This window comes from Streptomyces cinnabarinus (assembly GCF_027270315.1).
Classification (GTDB): Bacteria; Actinomycetota; Actinomycetes; order Streptomycetales; family Streptomycetaceae; genus Streptomyces; species Streptomyces cinnabarinus.
In genome coordinates this window covers 1559259-1576039 of sequence record NZ_CP114413.1, presented here as the reverse complement: position 1 = coordinate 1576039, position 16781 = coordinate 1559259, and the positions used below count along the sequence as shown (strand labels likewise).

General features: G+C 69.6%; 13 protein-coding genes and 1 riboswitch. Of the genes, 9 read left to right on the top strand and 4 right to left on the bottom strand.

Features of this window, described 5'->3' with window-relative positions; genetic code table 11:
- The first annotated feature begins 7 nt into the window (after window positions 1–7).
- The 4 genes from ftsR (at window position 8) to STRCI_RS07040 (ending at window position 3644) form a co-directional block, all read left to right on the top strand.
- Window positions 8–745 carry a transcriptional regulator FtsR gene (gene ftsR / locus STRCI_RS07055; RefSeq protein ID WP_269657991.1) on the top strand — a complete coding sequence of 246 codons (738 nt, stop codon included), beginning with the start codon at window positions 8–10 and terminating at the stop codon, window positions 743–745.
- An 84-nt stretch (window positions 746–829) separates the two neighbouring features.
- Window positions 830–1303, top strand: a complete 474-nt coding sequence (locus STRCI_RS07050) for a bifunctional nuclease family protein (protein ID WP_004002801.1) — start codon at window positions 830–832, stop codon at window positions 1301–1303.
- A 205-nt stretch (window positions 1304–1508) separates the two neighbouring features.
- Entirely contained in the window at window positions 1509–2192 is a 684-nt protein-coding gene (locus tag STRCI_RS07045; RefSeq protein ID WP_269657990.1) for a MerR family transcriptional regulator, read from the top strand.
- Window positions 2193–2261: 69 nt separating this feature from the next.
- Window positions 2262–3644 carry a DNA polymerase IV gene (locus STRCI_RS07040; RefSeq protein ID WP_269657989.1) on the top strand — a complete coding sequence of 461 codons (1383 nt, stop codon included), beginning with the start codon at window positions 2262–2264 and terminating at the stop codon, window positions 3642–3644.
- Window positions 3645–3714: 70 nt separating this feature from the next.
- Here the strand turns inward: STRCI_RS07040 and STRCI_RS07035 are convergent, their stop codons facing one another.
- Complete coding sequence (locus STRCI_RS07035) at window positions 3715–4089, bottom strand: PRC-barrel domain-containing protein (protein ID WP_269657988.1); 375 nt, start codon at window positions 4087–4089, stop codon at window positions 3715–3717.
- A 113-nt stretch (window positions 4090–4202) separates the two neighbouring features.
- Window positions 4203–4298: riboswitch (glycine riboswitch) on the top strand.
- A 175-nt stretch (window positions 4299–4473) separates the two neighbouring features.
- Here STRCI_RS07035 and gcvP point away from each other — a divergent pair.
- Window positions 4474–7359: an aminomethyl-transferring glycine dehydrogenase gene (gcvP, locus tag STRCI_RS07030; RefSeq protein WP_269657987.1), complete on the top strand. Its 2886-nt coding sequence runs from the start codon at window positions 4474–4476 to the stop codon at window positions 7357–7359.
- A 75-nt stretch (window positions 7360–7434) separates the two neighbouring features.
- Here gcvP and STRCI_RS07025 read toward each other — a convergent pair whose 3' ends face one another.
- The 3 genes from STRCI_RS07025 to STRCI_RS07015 form a co-directional block, all read right to left on the bottom strand.
- On the bottom strand, window positions 7435–7854 hold the full coding sequence (locus tag STRCI_RS07025; protein ID WP_269657986.1) for a TOBE domain-containing protein: 420 nt from the start codon (window positions 7852–7854) through the stop codon (window positions 7435–7437).
- Window positions 7855–7963: 109 nt separating this feature from the next.
- Window positions 7964–9919, bottom strand: a complete 1956-nt coding sequence (locus STRCI_RS07020; RefSeq protein ID WP_269657985.1) for an APC family permease — start codon at window positions 9917–9919, stop codon at window positions 7964–7966.
- A 180-nt stretch (window positions 9920–10099) separates the two neighbouring features.
- Window positions 10100–10621, bottom strand: coding sequence for a hypothetical protein (locus STRCI_RS07015; protein ID WP_269657984.1), 522 nt, complete (start codon window positions 10619–10621; stop codon window positions 10100–10102).
- A gap of 211 nt (window positions 10622–10832) precedes the next feature.
- Here STRCI_RS07015 and STRCI_RS07010 point away from each other — a divergent pair, with 211 nt between their 5' ends.
- From STRCI_RS07010 to kdpB, 4 genes are all read left to right on the top strand, one after another.
- Window positions 10833–12677, top strand: a complete 1845-nt coding sequence (locus STRCI_RS07010) for an APC family permease (protein ID WP_269657983.1) — start codon at window positions 10833–10835, stop codon at window positions 12675–12677.
- 226 nt (window positions 12678–12903) lie between these two features.
- A complete protein-coding gene (gene kdpF / locus STRCI_RS07005) occupies window positions 12904–12993 on the top strand; it encodes a K(+)-transporting ATPase subunit F (protein ID WP_018543380.1) in 90 nt (29 codons plus the stop codon).
- An 8-nt stretch (window positions 12994–13001) separates the two neighbouring features.
- The gene (gene kdpA / locus STRCI_RS07000; RefSeq protein ID WP_269657982.1) at window positions 13002–14663 is read left to right on the top strand and encodes a potassium-transporting ATPase subunit KdpA; all 1662 of its coding nucleotides are present in this window, start codon (window positions 13002–13004) and stop codon (window positions 14661–14663) included.
- On the top strand, window positions 14663–16777 hold the full coding sequence (kdpB, locus tag STRCI_RS06995; RefSeq protein WP_269657981.1) for a potassium-transporting ATPase subunit KdpB: 2115 nt from the start codon (window positions 14663–14665) through the stop codon (window positions 16775–16777). The genes kdpA and kdpB overlap by 1 nt, the downstream gene beginning before the upstream one ends.
- Window positions 16778–16781: the final 4 nt, after the last annotated feature.

Here is a 16781-nt window from a genome sequence, read left to right as displayed (position 1 = left end):
AAGGTCCATGCTTCATACACCGAGCGGCGGTGCCGGGCACGGCATCGCCGCCACGGACAGCGGGCTGATGAGCATCGGCACGGTGTTGAACGCGCTGCACGACGAGTTTCCCGAAGTCACCATCTCCAAGATCCGTTTCCTGGAGTCCGAGGGCCTAGTCGAGCCGCGCCGGACGCCCTCCGGGTACCGCAAGTTCAGCGCCGACGACGTCGAGCGGCTCGGGTACGTGCTGCGGATGCAGCGGGACCACTATCTGCCGCTCAAGGTGATCCGCGAGCATCTGGACGCCATGGCGCGCGGTGAGGCCGTCCCGCTGCCCGCCGTGGGCCGCCAGCGGGACGGGGAGGCCGTGCCGGAGCTTTCCGAGGTCCCCACGGCGGCGCGGATCGGGCGGGCCGAGTTGCTGTCCGCCGCGGAGATCGAGGAACGCGACCTTCAGGAGTGGGAGTCGTACGGGCTGATCGCGCCGCTGCCGGACGGGGCGTACGACGCCGAGACGGTCACCGTGGCCTCGCTCGTCGCCGAGCTGGGGCGGTTCGGGATCGAGCCGCGGCACCTGCGGGTGATGAAGGCCGCCGCGGACCGTGAGGCGGGCCTGGTGGACCAGGTCGTGGCGCCGCTCAAGCGGCACCGCAACCCGCAGACCAGGGCGCACGCCGAGGCCCGTACGAAGGAGCTGGCGGGGCTCACGGTCAAGCTGCACGCCGCGCTCGTGCAGACCGCGCTCGGGGTGCGGCTGCCCTGAGCCGGGGGCCGTGGGAGGGCCGTATCGGCCGCCCGTTTCCTGCCCGACTACCCAAACGTCCCGGGCACGGCCTAGGGTTGCTGTGTGAACGAGCTCGATGTCGTAGGTGTCCGGGTCGAAATGCCCTCCAACCAACCGATCGTGCTCCTGCGCGAAGTGGGAGGCGACCGCTACCTCCCCATCTGGATCGGGCCGGGGGAGGCGACGGCCATCGCCTTCGCCCAGCAGGGCATGGCCCCCGCGCGACCGCTGACCCACGACCTGTTCAAGGACGTGCTGGAGGCCGTCGGCCAGGAGCTCACCGAAGTGCGCATCACGGACCTGCGTGAAGGCGTCTTCTATGCCGAGCTGGTCTTCGCCAGCGGGGTCGAGGTGAGCGCGCGTCCGTCCGACGCCATAGCGCTGGCCCTGCGCACCGGGACGCCGATCTACGGCAGCGACGGCGTGCTCGACGACGCCGGCATCGCGATCCCGGACGAGCAGGAGGACGAGGTGGAGAAGTTCCGCGAGTTCCTCGACCAGATCTCACCCGAGGACTTCGGCACCAGCAGCCAGTGAGATTCTCGGGCGGCGGCAATTGCCAGCGGCGAGTGAGAGCGTCCTGCGACCCGGCCCCAGTGCATTCGGCTAGCCTTTCCCCGCGGTTGGGTACGGGAAACCACTCCTAGGGTGATTATCACTCGGCGTGCCGAGTGTGGCGATCGTTGACGCACCCCTGGTGACTGCCTACCGTCGAGAAGGCAGGTCAAGGACGGAGGTCGGCGTGAGAAGCAGCGGCGACGGTACGGCTGGGGGTGCCCCCGGACGCAGTCTCGGGGAGAGCGGTCCGTACCCTCCCCCGAGCTCACGGCTCCGCTCGAACGGGGGATATCCCCAGTCGGGCGGTGCGGCCGACCGCGCCCCGCAGCGACCGACGGCCGTGCCGAGCGGCGGAGGGGCGGCGCCCATGGCGTCCGAGCAGATCGGCTATCGAGGCCCGACGGCCTGTGCGGCCGCCGGGATCACCTATCGGCAACTGGACTACTGGGCGCGCACCGGGCTCGTGGAGCCGAGCGTGCGGCCCGCGTACGGGTCGGGGACGCAGCGGCTGTACAGCTTCCGGGACGTCGTCGTCCTGAAGATCGTCAAGCGGTTCCTGGACACCGGGGTGTCGTTGCAGAACATCCGGACCGCGGTGCAGCACCTGCGGGAGCGGGGCTTCAGCGATCTGGAGCGCATGACGCTGATGAGCGACGGTGCCACGGTCTACGAGTGCACCTCGCCCGACGAGGTCCACGCGCTGCTCCAGGGCGGACAGGGGATCTTCGGGATCGCCGTCGGCGTGGTGTGGCGGGATGTCGAGAGCGCGCTGTCCCAGCTGCACGGGGAGCGCATCGACACCGGGGAGACACTCGTCGGGCACAACCCGGCGGACGAGCTGGCACGGCGGCGTAACCGGGCGGTCTGAGGGCCCCTGGTGAGCCCGGCCGGGAGCGGTGCGGGGGCATTGTCAGTGGTGTAGGGCAGCATCGGAGATGTGAGAAGCGCGCCTACGATCCTGCACCTCGACATGGATGCCTTCTTCGCCTCGGCGGAGCAGGCGTCCAAGCCGAGTCTGCGCGGGAAAGCCGTGATCGTGGGTGGGCTCGGACCACGCGGTGTGGTGGCTACCGCGTCGTACGAGGCCCGGGTCTTCGGGGTCAATTCCGCGATGCCCATGGCGCAGGCGCGGCGGCTGGCGCCGAACGCCGCGTATCTCGTGCCGCGCTTCGGGTTCTACCGGTCGATCAGTGAGCAGGTCATGGCGCTGTTGCGGGCGCTGTCGCCCTTGGTGGAGCCGCTCAGTCTGGACGAGGCGTTTGTGGATCTGGAGGCCGGGGGCGCGGCCTGGGACGCGGAGTCGGCTCGGCTGGCGGGGGTGAAGCTGCGCGCCGAGATACGGGCCGTCACCGGGCTCACCGGGTCTGTGGGGCTCGCGGCGTCGAAGATGCTGGCGAAGATCGCGTCGGAGCAGGCCAAGCCGGACGGGCTGGTGCTGATCGAGCCGGGGACCGAGCGGGCGTTGCTGGGGCCGATGTCGGTGCGGACCCTGCCGGGGGTGGGGCCGGCCACGGGGGACCATCTGCGGCGGGCCGGGATCCATACGGTCGACGAGCTGGCCGAGGCGGGGGAGGACGAGCTCGTACGGATGCTGGGGAAGGCACATGGGCACGCCTTGTACGCGATGGCGCTGGCGCGGGACGAGCGGGCGGTGGTGGCCGAGCGGGAGACGAAGTCGGTGTCGGTGGAGGACACGTACGACGTCGATATCCATGACCGGGTGCGGGTCGGGCTCGAGGTGCAGCGGCTGGCCGATCGGTGTGTGCGGCGGTTGCGGGGGGCGGGGCTGTCCGGGCGGACCATCGTGCTGAAGGTGCGGCGGTACGACTTCTCGACGCTGACTCGGTCCGAAACCCTGCGGGGGCCCACGGATGATCCGGCGGTGGTGCGGGAGGCGGCCGCGCGGCTGCTGGAGGCGGTCGACACCACGGGGGGTGTGCGGTTGCTGGGGGTCGGGGTGAGTGGGCTCGCGGATTACACGCAGGAGGATTTGTTCGCGCAGGCCGCGGGGGAGCTGGGGGCGGAGGATTCGGGGGAGGAGGGGGATGGTTCGGGTGAGGCCGCGGGGGTCGGGGACGCGGTGGAGGTGCTTGGGGAGCGGCGGTGGCCGGCGGGGCATGACGTGGTGCATGCGGAGTTCGGGCATGGGTGGGTGCAGGGGAGTGGGCTGGGGCGGGTGACTGTGCGGTTCGAGACGCCTGAGTCGGAGCCGGGGAGGGTGCGGACGTTCCGGGTCGATGATCCGCTGCTGGCTGTTGCCGAGCCGTTGCCCTTGGTGCGGGGGAGGCATGGGGCCTCAGCGGGCGGAGCTGGTTCATGAGCCCGTGCCTTTGACCGGCGTGGGGGTGGGCGCGCTCCGCCCGCAGCTACGGCGCCGCTGCCCGCAGTAGCTACATGTCCGCGTCCTCTGTTCCCGCCAAGTTGCCGAAGTCGTGGTCGGGGGGTGGAGGGGAGGTGATGTCCAGGCCGTAGTGGTGGTAGAGCTGGAGTTCTTGTTCGGGGGAGAGGTGGCGGCCTACGCCGAAGTCGGGGGCGTCCTTGATCAGGGAGCGGTCGAAGGGGACCTTCAACGTGCCTTCGATCAGTTCGCTGGGTTCCAGGGGGACGAAGGCGTCTCTGCTGAACAGGCCGGTGCGTATCGCTGCCCATTCCGGTACGCCGGTCGCGTCGTCGAGGTAGACCTCGTCAATCGTGCCGATCTTCGTGCCGTTGCGGTCGAACGCCTTGCGGCCGATCAGGTTGCGCGGATCGATGTCGGTCTGCACGGGCCCTCCACTTGGTCGCAACTCATCCGTAAGCACTACGAAAGAGCACATTCGGGCGCGCGGCCACTCGAACGCCTGGGCGTTGACCTCGCTGGTAGGCTGACAGCGGCTGCTGACCCCGTGCGGGAGAGTCCTCCAGACATCATCGGAGGCGCCGAAGGAGCAAATCCTCCCCGGAATCTCTCAGGCCCACGTACCGCACGGACGAGGTCACTCTGGAAAGCAGAGCGGGTGTCGAAGGCTTCCGCTCTCACCGACGGTGAAAGCCGGGCGCCCTCAGGCCCCCGGTGAAACTCTCAGGTTGAGATGACAGAGGGGGAGGCCGTCCGGGTACCCGTGCCGTGGTGCCCCTCGAAGGTCGTGTCTGACCAGGAGGCCTCCGTAATGACCGCCCACCGCATTCCGCTCTCCGAGCTCGAGATGGGGATCCCCTTCGAGCAGCGTCACATCGGGCCTGACCAGGAAGCCCGGGCCAAGATGCTCGCCCAGGTCGGATACGGCTCGCTCGACGAGCTCACCGCCGCCGCGGTGCCGGATGTGATCAAGAACGCCGACTCCCTCGCCCTGCCGGGAGCGCGGACCGAGGCCGAGGTGCTCGCCGAGCTGCGCTCGCTCGCGGACCGTAACCAGGTGCTCGGCTCCATGATCGGGCTCGGGTACTACGGGACCTTCACCCCGCCGGTCATCCTGCGCAATGTCATGGAGAACCCGGCCTGGTACACCGCCTACACGCCCTACCAGCCGGAGATCTCGCAGGGCCGGCTCGAGGCGCTGCTGAACTTCCAGACCATGGTCGCCGAACTCACCGGGCTGCCCACCTCCGGTGCCTCGCTGCTCGACGAGGGGACCGCCGCGGCCGAGGCCATGGCGCTGTCCCGGCGCATGGGCAAGAACAAGAAGGGCCTGTTCCTGATCGACGCGGACGCCCTTCCGCAGACCATCGCCGTGATCGAGACGCGCGCCGAGCCGACGGGTGTCGAGGTCGTCGTCGCCGACCTGAGCGAGGGCATCCCGGCCGACATCGCCGCCCGCGAGATCAACGGCGTGCTCCTCCAGTACCCGGGCGCCTCCGGCGCCGTGCGCGACATCAAGCCCGTCATCGAGCAGGCCCATGAGCTCGGTGCACTCGTCACCGTCGCCGCCGATCTGCTGGCGCTGACGCTGCTGACGTCGCCCGGTGAGCTGGGCGCGGACATCGCGGTCGGTACCACGCAGCGCTTCGGTGTGCCCATGGGCTTCGGCGGTCCGCACGCCGGTTACATGGCCGTGCACGAGAAGTTCGCGCGCAGCCTGCCCGGCCGCCTCGTCGGGGTGTCCGTGGACGCGGACGGGAACAAGGCGTACCGGCTGGCGCTGCAGACGCGTGAGCAGCACATTCGCCGGGAGAAGGCGACCAGCAACATCTGTACGGCGCAGGTGCTGCTCGCCGTCATGGCGGGCATGTACGCCGTCTACCACGGGCCCGAGGGGCTGAAGGGCATCGCCGGACGGGTTCACCGCTACGCCACGATCCTCGCCGCGGGGCTGACCGCGGGCGGGGTCGAGGTCGTGCACGGCTCGTACTTCGACACGGTCACCGTGCGGGTTCCCGGGCGGGCCGCCGAGGTCGTGGCCGCCGCGCGGGAAGGCGGCGTGAACCTCTGGCTCGTCGACGCCGACCATGTCTCCGCCGCCTGCGACGAGACCACCGGCCGGGCCCAGCTGGCCGCCGTGTGGAGCGCCTTCGGGGTCGAGGGCGACGTCGAGGCGCTGGACGCCCAGGCCGGCGACGCGCTGCCGGAGGGCCTGCTGCGCGGGGACGAGTTCCTCACCCACCCGGTGTTCCACCAGCACCGCTCCGAGACCGCGATGCTGCGCTACCTGCGCCGTCTCGCGGACCGCGACTACGCGCTCGACCGCGGCATGATCCCGCTGGGCTCCTGCACGATGAAGCTCAACGCGACCACCGAGATGGAGCCGGTCACCTGGCCCGAGTTCGGGCAGCTGCACCCCTTCGTGCCCCAGGAGCAGGCCGAGGGCTACCTCACGCTCATCCACGAGCTGGAGGAGCGTCTCGCCGAGGTCACCGGGTACGACAAGGTCTCCCTCCAGCCCAACGCCGGGTCGCAGGGCGAGCTGGCCGGGCTGCTCGCCGTACGCGGATACCACCGGGCCAACGGGGACGAGCAGCGGACCGTGTGCCTCATCCCGTCCTCCGCGCACGGCACCAACGCCGCCAGCGCCGTGATGGCGGGCATGAAGGTCGTCGTCGTCAAGACCGCCGAGGACGGCGAGATCGACGTCGAGGATCTGCGGGCGAAGATCGAGCAGTACCGCGACGAGCTCTCGGTGCTGATGATCACGTACCCCTCGACGCACGGTGTGTTCGAGGAGCATGTCGCCGACATCTGCGCGCAGGTGCACGAGGCGGGCGGGCAGGTCTACGTCGACGGCGCCAACCTCAACGCGCTGGTGGGGCTCGCCAAGCCGGGGCACTTCGGCGGTGACGTCTCGCATCTGAACCTGCACAAGACCTTCTGCATCCCGCACGGCGGCGGCGGTCCGGGTGTCGGTCCGGTGGGTGTACGGGCCCACTTGGCGCCGTATCTGCCGAACCACCCGCTCCAGCCGGCCGCCGGGCCGAAGACCGGTGTCGGGCCGATCTCGGCGGCGCCGTGGGGTTCCGCGGGGATCCTGCCGATCTCGTGGTCGTACGTCCGCCTCATGGGCGGCGAGGGGCTGAAGCGGGCCACGCAGGTCGCGGTGCTCAGCGCCAACTACATCGCCAAGCGCCTCGAGCCGCACTTCCCCGTGCTGTACACGGGTCCGGGCGGGCTGGTCGCGCACGAGTGCATCATCGATCTGCGGCCGCTGACGAAGGCGACCGGCGTGAGCGTCGACGACGTGGCCAAGCGGCTCATCGACTACGGCTTCCACGCGCCGACGATGTCCTTCCCCGTCGCCGGCACGCTGATGATCGAGCCGACGGAGTCCGAGGACCTCATCGAGCTGGACCGTTTCTGCGAGGCGATGATCGCCATTCGCGGGGAGATCGAGAAGGTCGGTTCCGGGGAGTGGGCCGCGGACGACAACCCGCTGCGGAACGCCCCGCACACCGCCGCCGCGCTGGGCGGGGAGTGGGACCACGGGTACAGCCGTGCGGAGGCCGTGTTCCCGGGCGGGGTCTCGGCCGCGGAGAAGTACTGGCCGCCGGTGCGCCGTATCGACCAGGCCTTCGGTGACCGCAACCTCGTGTGCTCGTGCCCGCCGCTGGACGCGTACGAGGACTGATCCGGCGACGTGAAATGAAGGGCTCCGCCCGGGCTTACGGCCTGGGCGGAGCCCTTTTGCGTCGGAGGCGGCGTGTCAGGGGGTCGCGAGGGCGATCTCCGTCGACTTGATCAGGGCCACGACGGAGATGCCGGGGGACAGGGCCAGGTCGGTCGCCGCGTCGGTGGTGATCGCCGAGGTGAGGTCGCCGCCGGGCACCTTGATCCGCACCGTGGTCATCGCGTTGCCCGTCGCGATCCCGGTCACCGTGCCCGGGAGCTGGTTGCGGATCGACAGGCCGGTCAGGGGGCCGGTGGCGAGGGAGACCTCGGTCGACTTCACCAGGACGCGGACTTCGGAGCCCGGGGCGAGGGCCAGGTCCTCGACCGCGTCTCGGGTGATCGCGGCCGTGATGTCGTGGCCGCCGGCGAGGCCGACCCTGACTGTGGCCATGGCCTCGCCGGGGGTGATGGCGGTGACGGTGCCGGGGAGTTGGTTGCGGATGCTCAGGGGCATGGGGCGCCTCGCCTTCGGGGCGGTCGGTGGGGGCGTCCCACGGTAGCCGGGACGGGTGCTTATGCCCCGTATGTCAGGCGGTCGGCCGGTTGCCCCGTATGTCGGGCTGTCAGCCGGTGTGGACGCGGGGGCGGCGGGCCCGGTCCGGTTCCGCCTCGCGCAGGACCTCCCGGGTCACCGGGGCGACCTCGCCCTGGCCGAAGAGGAAGAAGCGGAGGAAGTTGGCGAACGGGCTGCCCTCGGTCCACTCGAAGTAGATGTGGGGCGTCCGGCCCGTGGTGTCGCGGACGTGGAGGAGGAAGGCGGCCAGGGCGTTCGGGACGGAGGAGGACTCCAGGGTCAGGACGCGGTAGCGGTCGTGGAGGACCTCGCCGTGCACCGTCAGGCCCGCCTCGAATTCCGACGGGTCTGTCACCGTCACCTCGACGAAGACGAAGTCCTCCTGGCCGGGGACGTCGTTGTCCTGCCGGATCTGCTCGATCTTGTCGCGGTACTCGGCCTTGTCCCGGTTGTCGGGCTCGTTGGCGATGAACCGGATCTTCCGGCTGGCCATGTCACGGACGAACCGTTCCGCCATGGGGTCCAGCGTCACGCTGGTCACGCGGAGCTCGAAGGCGCGCAGCAGCCGGGAGAGCAGGGAGATCAGGATGATGCCCGCGATGAAGCAGGCGCCGATCTTCACACCGTCGGGGCGCTCGATGACGTTCACGACCGTCGTGTAGAGGAACACCGCGGAGATCACGGCGAAGGCGATCGTCCAGTTCCGCTGTCCCGCCTTGCGGGCGGCGATGGTCACGGCGATCGCGGCGGAGCTGATGAGGACCAGCACACCGGTGGCGTAGGCGCCGCCCTGGGCGTCGACGTCGGCGTCGAAGATCCAGGTCACCAGGAACGCGACCAGAGTGAAGACGATGACCATCGGGCGTACCGCGCGTGCCCAGTGCGGTGCCATTCCGTACCGGGGCAGATAGCGGGGCATCAGGTTCAGCAGGCCCGCCATCGCGGAGGCGCCGGCGAACCAGAGGATCGCGATCGTGGAGACGTCGTAAACCGTGCCGAAGGTGCCGCCGAGGTAGTCGTGCGCGAGGTAGGCGAGGGCGCGGCCGTTGGCCGGGCCGCCCTCCTCGAAGTCCTCCTCGGGGATGAGGAGGGTGGTGATGAAGCTGGTGGTGATCAGGAAGCAGCTCATGATCAGGGCGGCCGTGGTGAGCAGCTTCTTGGTGTCGCGGATGCGGCCCGTGGGCCGTTCCTCGGTGTCGCCCGGGTCACCCTTGACGTGTGGCATCACCGCGACGCCGGTCTCGAAGCCGGACATGCCGAGGGCGAGCTTCGGGAAGACGAGGAGGGCCATGCCGATCATCACGAAGACGTTGCCGTGCTCGGCGGTCAGGGCGTTGGACCAGTCGGTGACCACATGGCCCTCGGTGATCACATGCCACAGGCCGACCGTCACCACGACCGCGTTGAGCGCCAGGTAGGCCACCACCAGCGCCACCGCGACGCCGATCGCCTCCAGGAAGCCCTTCAGGAACACCGCGCCGAGCAGCGCCACGAGCAGCAGGGTGATCAGCATCTGCTGGTCGTGGAGGGCATCGTTGAGGTGCGGGTTCTCGACCAGGTGGGTCGAGGCGTCCGCCGCCGAGAGCGTGATGGTGATCAGGAAGTCGGTGGCGGCGAAGCCGAGCAGGGTGAGGACGAAGAGCTTGCCCTTCCAGAAGGAGAGCAGTCGTTCCAGCATGGCGATCGAGCCCTCGCCGCGGGGGCTCTCCTCGGCCACCCTCCGGTACACGGGCAGGGCGCCCGCCAGGGTGACGATCACCAGCACGATGGTCGCGATCGGTGACAGCAGGCCGGCCGCGAGGGCCGCGATGCCCGGCTGGTAGCCGAGGGTGGAGAAGTAGTCGACGCCGGTCAGGCACATCACGCGGTACCAGCGTTGGCCCTGGTGCGCGGGCTCCGGTTCGGGGCGTTGTGCCTGCTGAGCATGGCCCTTGCCCATGTCGGACAGGCCCTCCAGCATCCAGGCGCGCAGGCGGCTGGGCGCGGGGTGTTGCGTGGTGGCCATCCGGAGGCTCCTGATGTGCGGCGCGGCGAGCGTTTTCGGCCATCCCGCGGACGGCCGCATCAGCGTAAGCAGAGAGTGACGCCTGGGCCTACGGATCACGGGGGGTGCAGGCGTCAAGCTTCCGTTAAGACTGGGTCGGCCGCGTAGTGAGCCGGGTCGCCACCCAGCGTGACGCTGCCCTCAGTCCAGGCCCGACACCTTGAACACCGTCTCCGCGGTCTTGCGGTCGATGCGCTCGGCCGCCTGACGCAGTGCCGTCCGACCGCACAGCAGGGATCCCGCGGCCACGGACCGCTGGGTGTCCTCGTCGAGGCGGTGCCAGAGGTCGGGGTTGCCGATCAGGAGCAGGGGGTCGATCTCCACCCGGTCGCAGAAGGCATTCCGCAGCACCAGGCGCTGGGCCACGCCGTCGAGGCAGCGCACCGACACCAGCAGGTCGGTGCGTACCCGCCGGGTCACCAGCAGACGGCGCGTCTCCAGCCAGCCCTCGCCGGCCGTCACGCGGGCCGGGCACAGCACCACGAAGAGCAGCGCGGCGAGAGTGACCCACAGCGCCCCGCGCGCCGGAGTAAGGGTGTCGGCACCCCAGTCGACGAGCAGGAACAGCCCGAGGACCAGGCCCGAGCAGCGGACCGAGCTGAGCAGGTCCGGCGCCCATTGACGGTCGTACACCACTGGGCTCTCCGGCTGTGTGTGTTCCATGCCGCCGACGCCAGGGACGGCACGTGCGCGGATCGCGCGTGTTGACGGGACTCTGACGGAGCGCCGCCGCTTCTTGACGTCCCACCGCGCGTCAGCGATCCGTCAAAGTCGTCCGGATCGGCGCGAAGAACCCGCAAGGAGTGCCCGGTGGCGCGTCGGCGCGGACGGAATCTGGCTGGACAACGCACACCGTACGAAGGAGCACCCAGCCATGTCCGTGCTGACCGCCGAACCGGACGCCGACCCTGCCGGCGAGGAGCCGCCCGATACCGGCGAGCGCCATCGCCTCACCGCGGTCACCGGCCTGGCCGCGCTGTCCCTGGACGCGATGGCGTCCGTGGCCTACGGGCCCGAGGCGATCGTGCTCGTCCTGGCCGCAGCCGGCACCCATGGGCTGGGCTTCACGCTGCCGGTCACGCTGGCCATCGCGGGCCTGCTGGCGGTGCTGGTCGCCTCGTACCGGCAGGTGATCGCGGCCTTCCCGGACGGCGGCGGATCCTATGCCGTGGCCAAGCGACACCTCGGTGCGCGCACCAGCCTGGTGGCGGCCGCCTCGCTGGTCCTGGACTACGTCCTGAATGTCGCCGTCGCCGTCACCGCCGGTGTCGCCGCCCTGACCTCCGCCTTTCCGGAGCTCTACGCCGACCGGCTGTGGCTGTGTCTGGCCGTCCTGGTGCTGATCACCGGCGTGAACCTGCGCGGCATCGTCGAGTCGGCCAAGGCGTTCATCGTGCCGACCGTCGTGTTCGTCGGGTCGATCCTCGTGCTCATATCGGTCGGCCTCTTCCGGTCCGCGCCCGTCAGCACCGCCACCGCCGAGGGCCACGCCTCGGTGCTCGCCGACAACGCCACCACCGTCGGTGCCCTGCTCCTGCTGAAGGCCTTCGCCTCCGGATGCAGCGCCCTCACCGGCGTCGAGGCCATCGCCAACGCCGTCCCCTCCTTCCGCACCCCGCGGGGCAAGCGGGCCCAGCACGCCGAGGTCGCCCTCGGCGCGGTCCTCGGAGTGATGCTGATCGGTCTTTCGGTGCTGATCTCCCGCTTCCACCTCCAGCCGGTCGAGGGCGTCACCGCCCTCGCCCAGCTCGCGGACGCCTCCCTCGGCCACAACTGGGCGTTCTACGTCATCCAGTTCGCCACGATGATCCTGCTGGCCCTGTCGGCCAACACCTCCTTCGGCGGCCTCCCGGTGCTGCTGAAGCTGCTGGCCCGCGACAACTACCTTCCGCACGTCTTCGCCCTCAAGGCCGACCGGCAGGTCCACCGGCACGGCGTGCTCGCCCTGGCCCTCGTCTCCGCCGCCCTGCTCGTCTTCTCCGGAGGCGACACCAACACCCTCGTGCCGCTCTTCGCCATCGGTGTCTTCGTCGGCTTCACCATCGCCCAAGTGGGCATGGTCCGGCACTGGCGTCAGGCAGGCGCGCCCCGCAAGGCGCTGCTCAACGGGTTCGGCGGCCTCCTCACCGGCATCTCCGCCGTCGTCGTCACCGCGACCAAGTTCGAGGAGGGCGCCTGGCTCATCGTCGTGGCCCTGCCGCTGCTGGTACTCGCCTTCGAGACCGTGCACCGCGCCTACAGCCGGATCGGCGAGCGGCTCGGCCTCGGCCGCACTCCCCAGGCCCCGCACCGCGACCGCTCGGTCGTGATCGTCCCCGTCTCCTCCCTGTCCCGGCTGACCTCCGAGGCCCTGACCGCCGCCGCCTCGCTAGGCGACGAAGTCCGCGCGGTCACCGTCTGCTACCCCGACCCCGAGGACCGAGCCGCCTTGTACGCCCTGGAGCTGGGCTGGAGACAGTGGAACCCCGGCGTGCCCCTGGTCCGGCTGAACAGCGAGCACCGCTCACTGGGCCGTCCCATCGCCGCCTACGTCCGTGAGGTCGCCGTGGCCGAGCCGGCCACCCGTGTCACCGTGCTGATCCCGGAGACGGAGCCGGAGCGGTGGTGGCAGCGGATCCTCCAGAACCAGCGCGGTGCCGTGGTCGCGCACGCCGTGCGGCGCGACACCGACGCGGTCATCTGCCGGCTGCGCTTCCGGCTGCGCTTCCGGCTGCGCTGAGGCCTGCCGCACACCAGGCGTAAGAGTCCCGTCAAAGCCGCGCACGGGCCCGTAAGGGAGCCGTCAACGACGGTCGTTTCCGGCCAGAGAAGCGGTTTCCTCTAATCGTCCCTGTCCAACCGAACCGCACACTCCAGGAGCTCACGATGGCCGATCTGGCCTTCGTCTTCACCACGATCGCGGCGATCGCGCTGGTGGTTCTCGTCGCCAAGGGGGTGGCGAAGCTGTGACTGTCGAGAACATCGTCGGCCTGGTGGTCGCCGTCGCCCTGCTGGGCTATCTCGTCCTCGCCCTTGTTTTCCCGGAGAGGTTCTGAGAGCAGATATGGGTCCCGTACTCGCCGGCGTCCTCCAACTGGTCGCTCTCATAGCGGCGCTGGCGCTCGTCCACGTCCCCCTCGGCAACTACATGGCCAAGGTCTACTCCTCCGACAAGCACTGGCGTGTGGAGAAGTGGATCTACAAGGAGATCGGAGCCAACCCCGACACCGAGATGCGCTGGCCCGCGTACCTGCGCGGCGTCCTCGCCTTCTCCGTGGTCGGCATCCTCTTCCTTTACGGCCTCCAGCGGCTCCAGGGCGTCCTGCCCGGCTCGCTGGGCTTCTCCTCGATCGACCCGGACCAGGCGTTCAACACCGCCGTGTCGTTCGTGACCAACACCAACTGGCAGTCGTACTACGGCGAGCAGGCCATGGGCCACGTCGTGCAGACCGCCGGTCTGGCCGTGCAGAACTTCGTCTCGGCGGCTGTGGGTATCGCGGTCGCGGTGGCGCTGGTGCGCGGCTTCGCCCGCTCCCGCACCGGTGAACTCGGCAACTTCTGGGCCGACTTGGTGCGCGGCACCGTTCGCATCCTTGTGCCGCTCGCGGGCGTCGCCGCCATTGTGCTGGTTGCCTGCGGCGCCATCCAGAACTTCTCCGGGATCCACGAGGTCGGCCAGTTCATGGGCGGCTCGCAGCAGTGGAACGGGGGCGCGGTCGCCTCGCAGGAGGCCATCAAGGAGCTGGGCACCAACGGCGGCGGTTACTTCAACGCCAACTCCGCCCACCCCTTCGAGAACCCCACGCCGTTCTCCAACCTGTTCGAGATCTTCCTGATCCTGGTCATCCCGTTCTCCCTGACTCGCGCCTTCGGCGTCATGGTCGGCTCGGTGAAGCAGGGATACGCCATCCTCGCCACGATGGGCACCATCTGGCTCGGCTTCGTCGCCTTGATGATGTGGACCGAATTCGCCCACCACGGCCCGGCGTTCGAGCTGGCGAAGGGTGCGATGGAGGGCAAGGAGGTCCGGTTCGGCATCGGCGGTTCGTCGATCTTCGCCGTATCGACCACGCTCACCTCCACCGGCGCGGTCGACTCCTTCCACTCCTCCTTCACCGGCCTCGGCGGCGGCATCACCATGCTCGGCATGATGCTGGGCGAGATCGCGCCCGGCGGTGTCGGCTCCGGCCTCTACGGCATGCTGATCATGGCGATCATCGCGGTGTTCATCGCCGGACTGATGGTCGGCCGTACGCCCGAGTACCTGGGCAAGAAGATCGGCACCCGCGAGATCAAGCTGGCGGCCTGCTACATCCTCGTCACCCCGGCGCTGGTGCTCGTCTTCACCGCCTTCGCGATGGCGCTGCCCACCCCGGCGAACTCGATGACCAACAGCGGGGCACACGGATTCTCCGAGATCCTCTACGCCTACACCTCCGCCTCGAACAACAACGGCTCGGCCTTCGCCGGTCTGAACGCGGACACGCAGTGGTTCAACAGCACGCTCGGCCTGTGCATGCTCTTCGGCCGCTTCCTGCCGATGGTGTTCGTGCTGGCCCTGGCCGGTTCGCTCGCCGAGCAGAAGCCGGTGCCGGCCACCGCGGGCACCCTGCGCACCGAGAAGCCGCTGTTCACCGGGCTGCTGGTGGGCGCGATCCTCATCATCACCGGTCTGACCTACTTCCCCGCCCTCGCGCTGGGGCCGCTCGCCGAAGGGCTGGCGTGATGACCACCGACGTAAAGAAGCAGGACTCCATGTCCACTCCCACCCTTGCGCCCCACCAGGACGCACCCACCGGGCACAAGCCCTCCGAGGGGCGGGTAGGCGCGGGCCTGTTCGACCCCAAGCAGCTGGTCAAGTCGCTGCCGGACGCGTTCCGCAAGCTCGACCCGCGGGTGATGGTCAAGTCGCCCGTGATGTTCGTGGTCCTCGTCGGCTCCGTGCTGACGACGGTCTTCTCCTTCAAGGACCCGGGCGACTGGTTCGGCTGGACCATCAGCGCCTGGCTGTGGCTGACGGTGATCTTCGCCAACCTGGCGGAGGCGGTCGCGGAAGGACGCGGCAAGGCGCAGGCGGACACGCTGCGCAAGGCCAAGACCGACACCGTGGCCCGCAAGGTCGACGGGACGGTGGTCGCCGGTACCGAGCTGAGGATCGGTGACCTGGTCGTCTGCGAGGCGGGCGATGTCATCCCCGGCGACGGTGATGTCGTCGAGGGCGTCGCGAGCGTCGACGAGTCGGCGATCACCGGTGAGTCGGCCCCGGTCATCCGGGAGTCCGGCGGCGACCGCTCGGCGGTCACCGGCGGTACGAAGGTCCTCTCCGACCGGATCGTCATCAAGATCACTACGAAGCCCGGCGAGACCTTCATCGACCGGATGATCAACCTGGTCGAGGGCGCGGCCCGGCAGAAGACGCCGAACGAGATCGCGCTGAACATCCTGCTGGCGTCGCTGACCATCGTGTTCCTGCTGGCCGTGGCGACCCTGCCGCCGTTCGCCGAGTACGCGGGCACCGACCTGACGATGGTCGTTCTCATCGCCCTGCTGGTCTGCCTCATCCCGACCACCATCGGCGCCCTGCTCTCCGCGATCGGCATCGCGGGCATGGACCGGCTGGTCCAGCGCAATGTGCTCGCCATGTCCGGCCGCGCGGTCGAGGCCGCCGGTGATGTCTCCACCCTGCTGCTCGACAAGACCGGCACCATCACGCTGGGCAACCGCCAGGCTGCCGAGTTCGTGCCGGTGCGCGGAACGACGGAGGCCGAACTGGCCGACGCCGCCCAGCTCTCCTCGCTGGCCGACGAGACGCCCGAGGGCCGCTCCATCGTCGTCCTGGCGAAGGAGAAGTACGGGCTGCGTGAGCGGCACCAGGGCGAGCTGGCCCAGGCCGGCTGGATCGAGTTCACCGCCCAGACCCGGATGTCGGGTGTGGACGTCGACGGACGCATGATCCGCAAGGGCGCGGCCGGTTCGGTCATCACCTGGGTCGAGGAGCGGGGCGGCCGGGTCACGGACGACGCGGACGCCCTCGCCAACCGGATCTCCGAGGCCGGCGGTACGCCGCTCCTCGTCGCCGTCGAGGACGCCAAGGGCCCGCGGATCCTCGGCGTCATCCACCTCAAGGACGTCGTCAAGGACGGCATGCGGGAGCGGTTCGACGAGCTGCGCCGCATGGGCATCAAGACGGTCATGATCACGGGCGACAACCCGCTGACGGCCAAGGCGATCGCCGAGGAGGCGGGTGTCGACGACTTCCTCGCGGAGGCGACTCCCGAGGACAAGATGGCGCTGATCAAGCGGGAGCAGGCCGGCGGCAAGCTCGTCGCGATGACCGGTGACGGCACCAACGACGCGCCCGCGCTCGCGCAGGCGGACGTCGGCGTGGCGATGAACACCGGTACGTCGGCCGCCAAGGAGGCCGGCAACATGGTCGACCTCGACTCCAACCCGACCAAGCTCATCGAGATCGTCGAGATCGGCAAGCAACTCCTCATCACCCGCGGCGCGTTGACGACGTTCTCCATCGCCAACGACGTGGCGAAGTACTTCGCGATCATCCCGGCGCTGTTCGCGGCCGTGTACCCGGGCCTGGACAAGCTCAACATCATGAACCTGTCCTCGCCGGACTCCGCGATCCTGTCCGCGGTCATCTTCAACGCGCTGATCATCATCGCCCTGGTGCCGCTCGCCCTGAAGGGCGTGCAGTACCGGCCGGTCAGCGCGGATCGCATGCTGCGGCGGAACCTTGGGATCTACGGTCTCGGCGGCCTGATCGCGCCCTTCATCGGCATCAAGCTCATCGACATGATCATCTCGCTGATCCCCGGGATCGGGTGAAGGA

Bases quoted from the DNA above. Each gene is read 5' to 3' on its own strand.
- kdpA (WP_269657982.1), top strand. From the start codon at position 13,002: ATGGGTCCCGTACTCGCCGGCGTCCTCCAACTGGTCGCTCTCATAGCG.
- ftsR (WP_269657991.1), top strand. From the start codon at position 8: ATGCTTCATACACCGAGCGGCGGTGCCGGGCACGGCATCGCCGCCACG.
- STRCI_RS07025 (WP_269657986.1), bottom strand. From the start codon at position 7,854: ATGCCCCTGAGCATCCGCAACCAACTCCCCGGCACCGTCACCGCCATC.
- kdpB (WP_269657981.1), top strand. From the start codon at position 14,663: ATGACCACCGACGTAAAGAAGCAGGACTCCATGTCCACTCCCACCCTT.
- gcvP (WP_269657987.1), top strand. From the start codon at position 4,474: ATGACCGCCCACCGCATTCCGCTCTCCGAGCTCGAGATGGGGATCCCC.
- STRCI_RS07015 (WP_269657984.1), bottom strand. From the start codon at position 10,621: ATGGAACACACACAGCCGGAGAGCCCAGTGGTGTACGACCGTCAATGG.
- STRCI_RS07010 (WP_269657983.1), top strand. From the start codon at position 10,833: ATGTCCGTGCTGACCGCCGAACCGGACGCCGACCCTGCCGGCGAGGAG.
- STRCI_RS07020 (WP_269657985.1), bottom strand. From the start codon at position 9,919: ATGGCCACCACGCAACACCCCGCGCCCAGCCGCCTGCGCGCCTGGATG.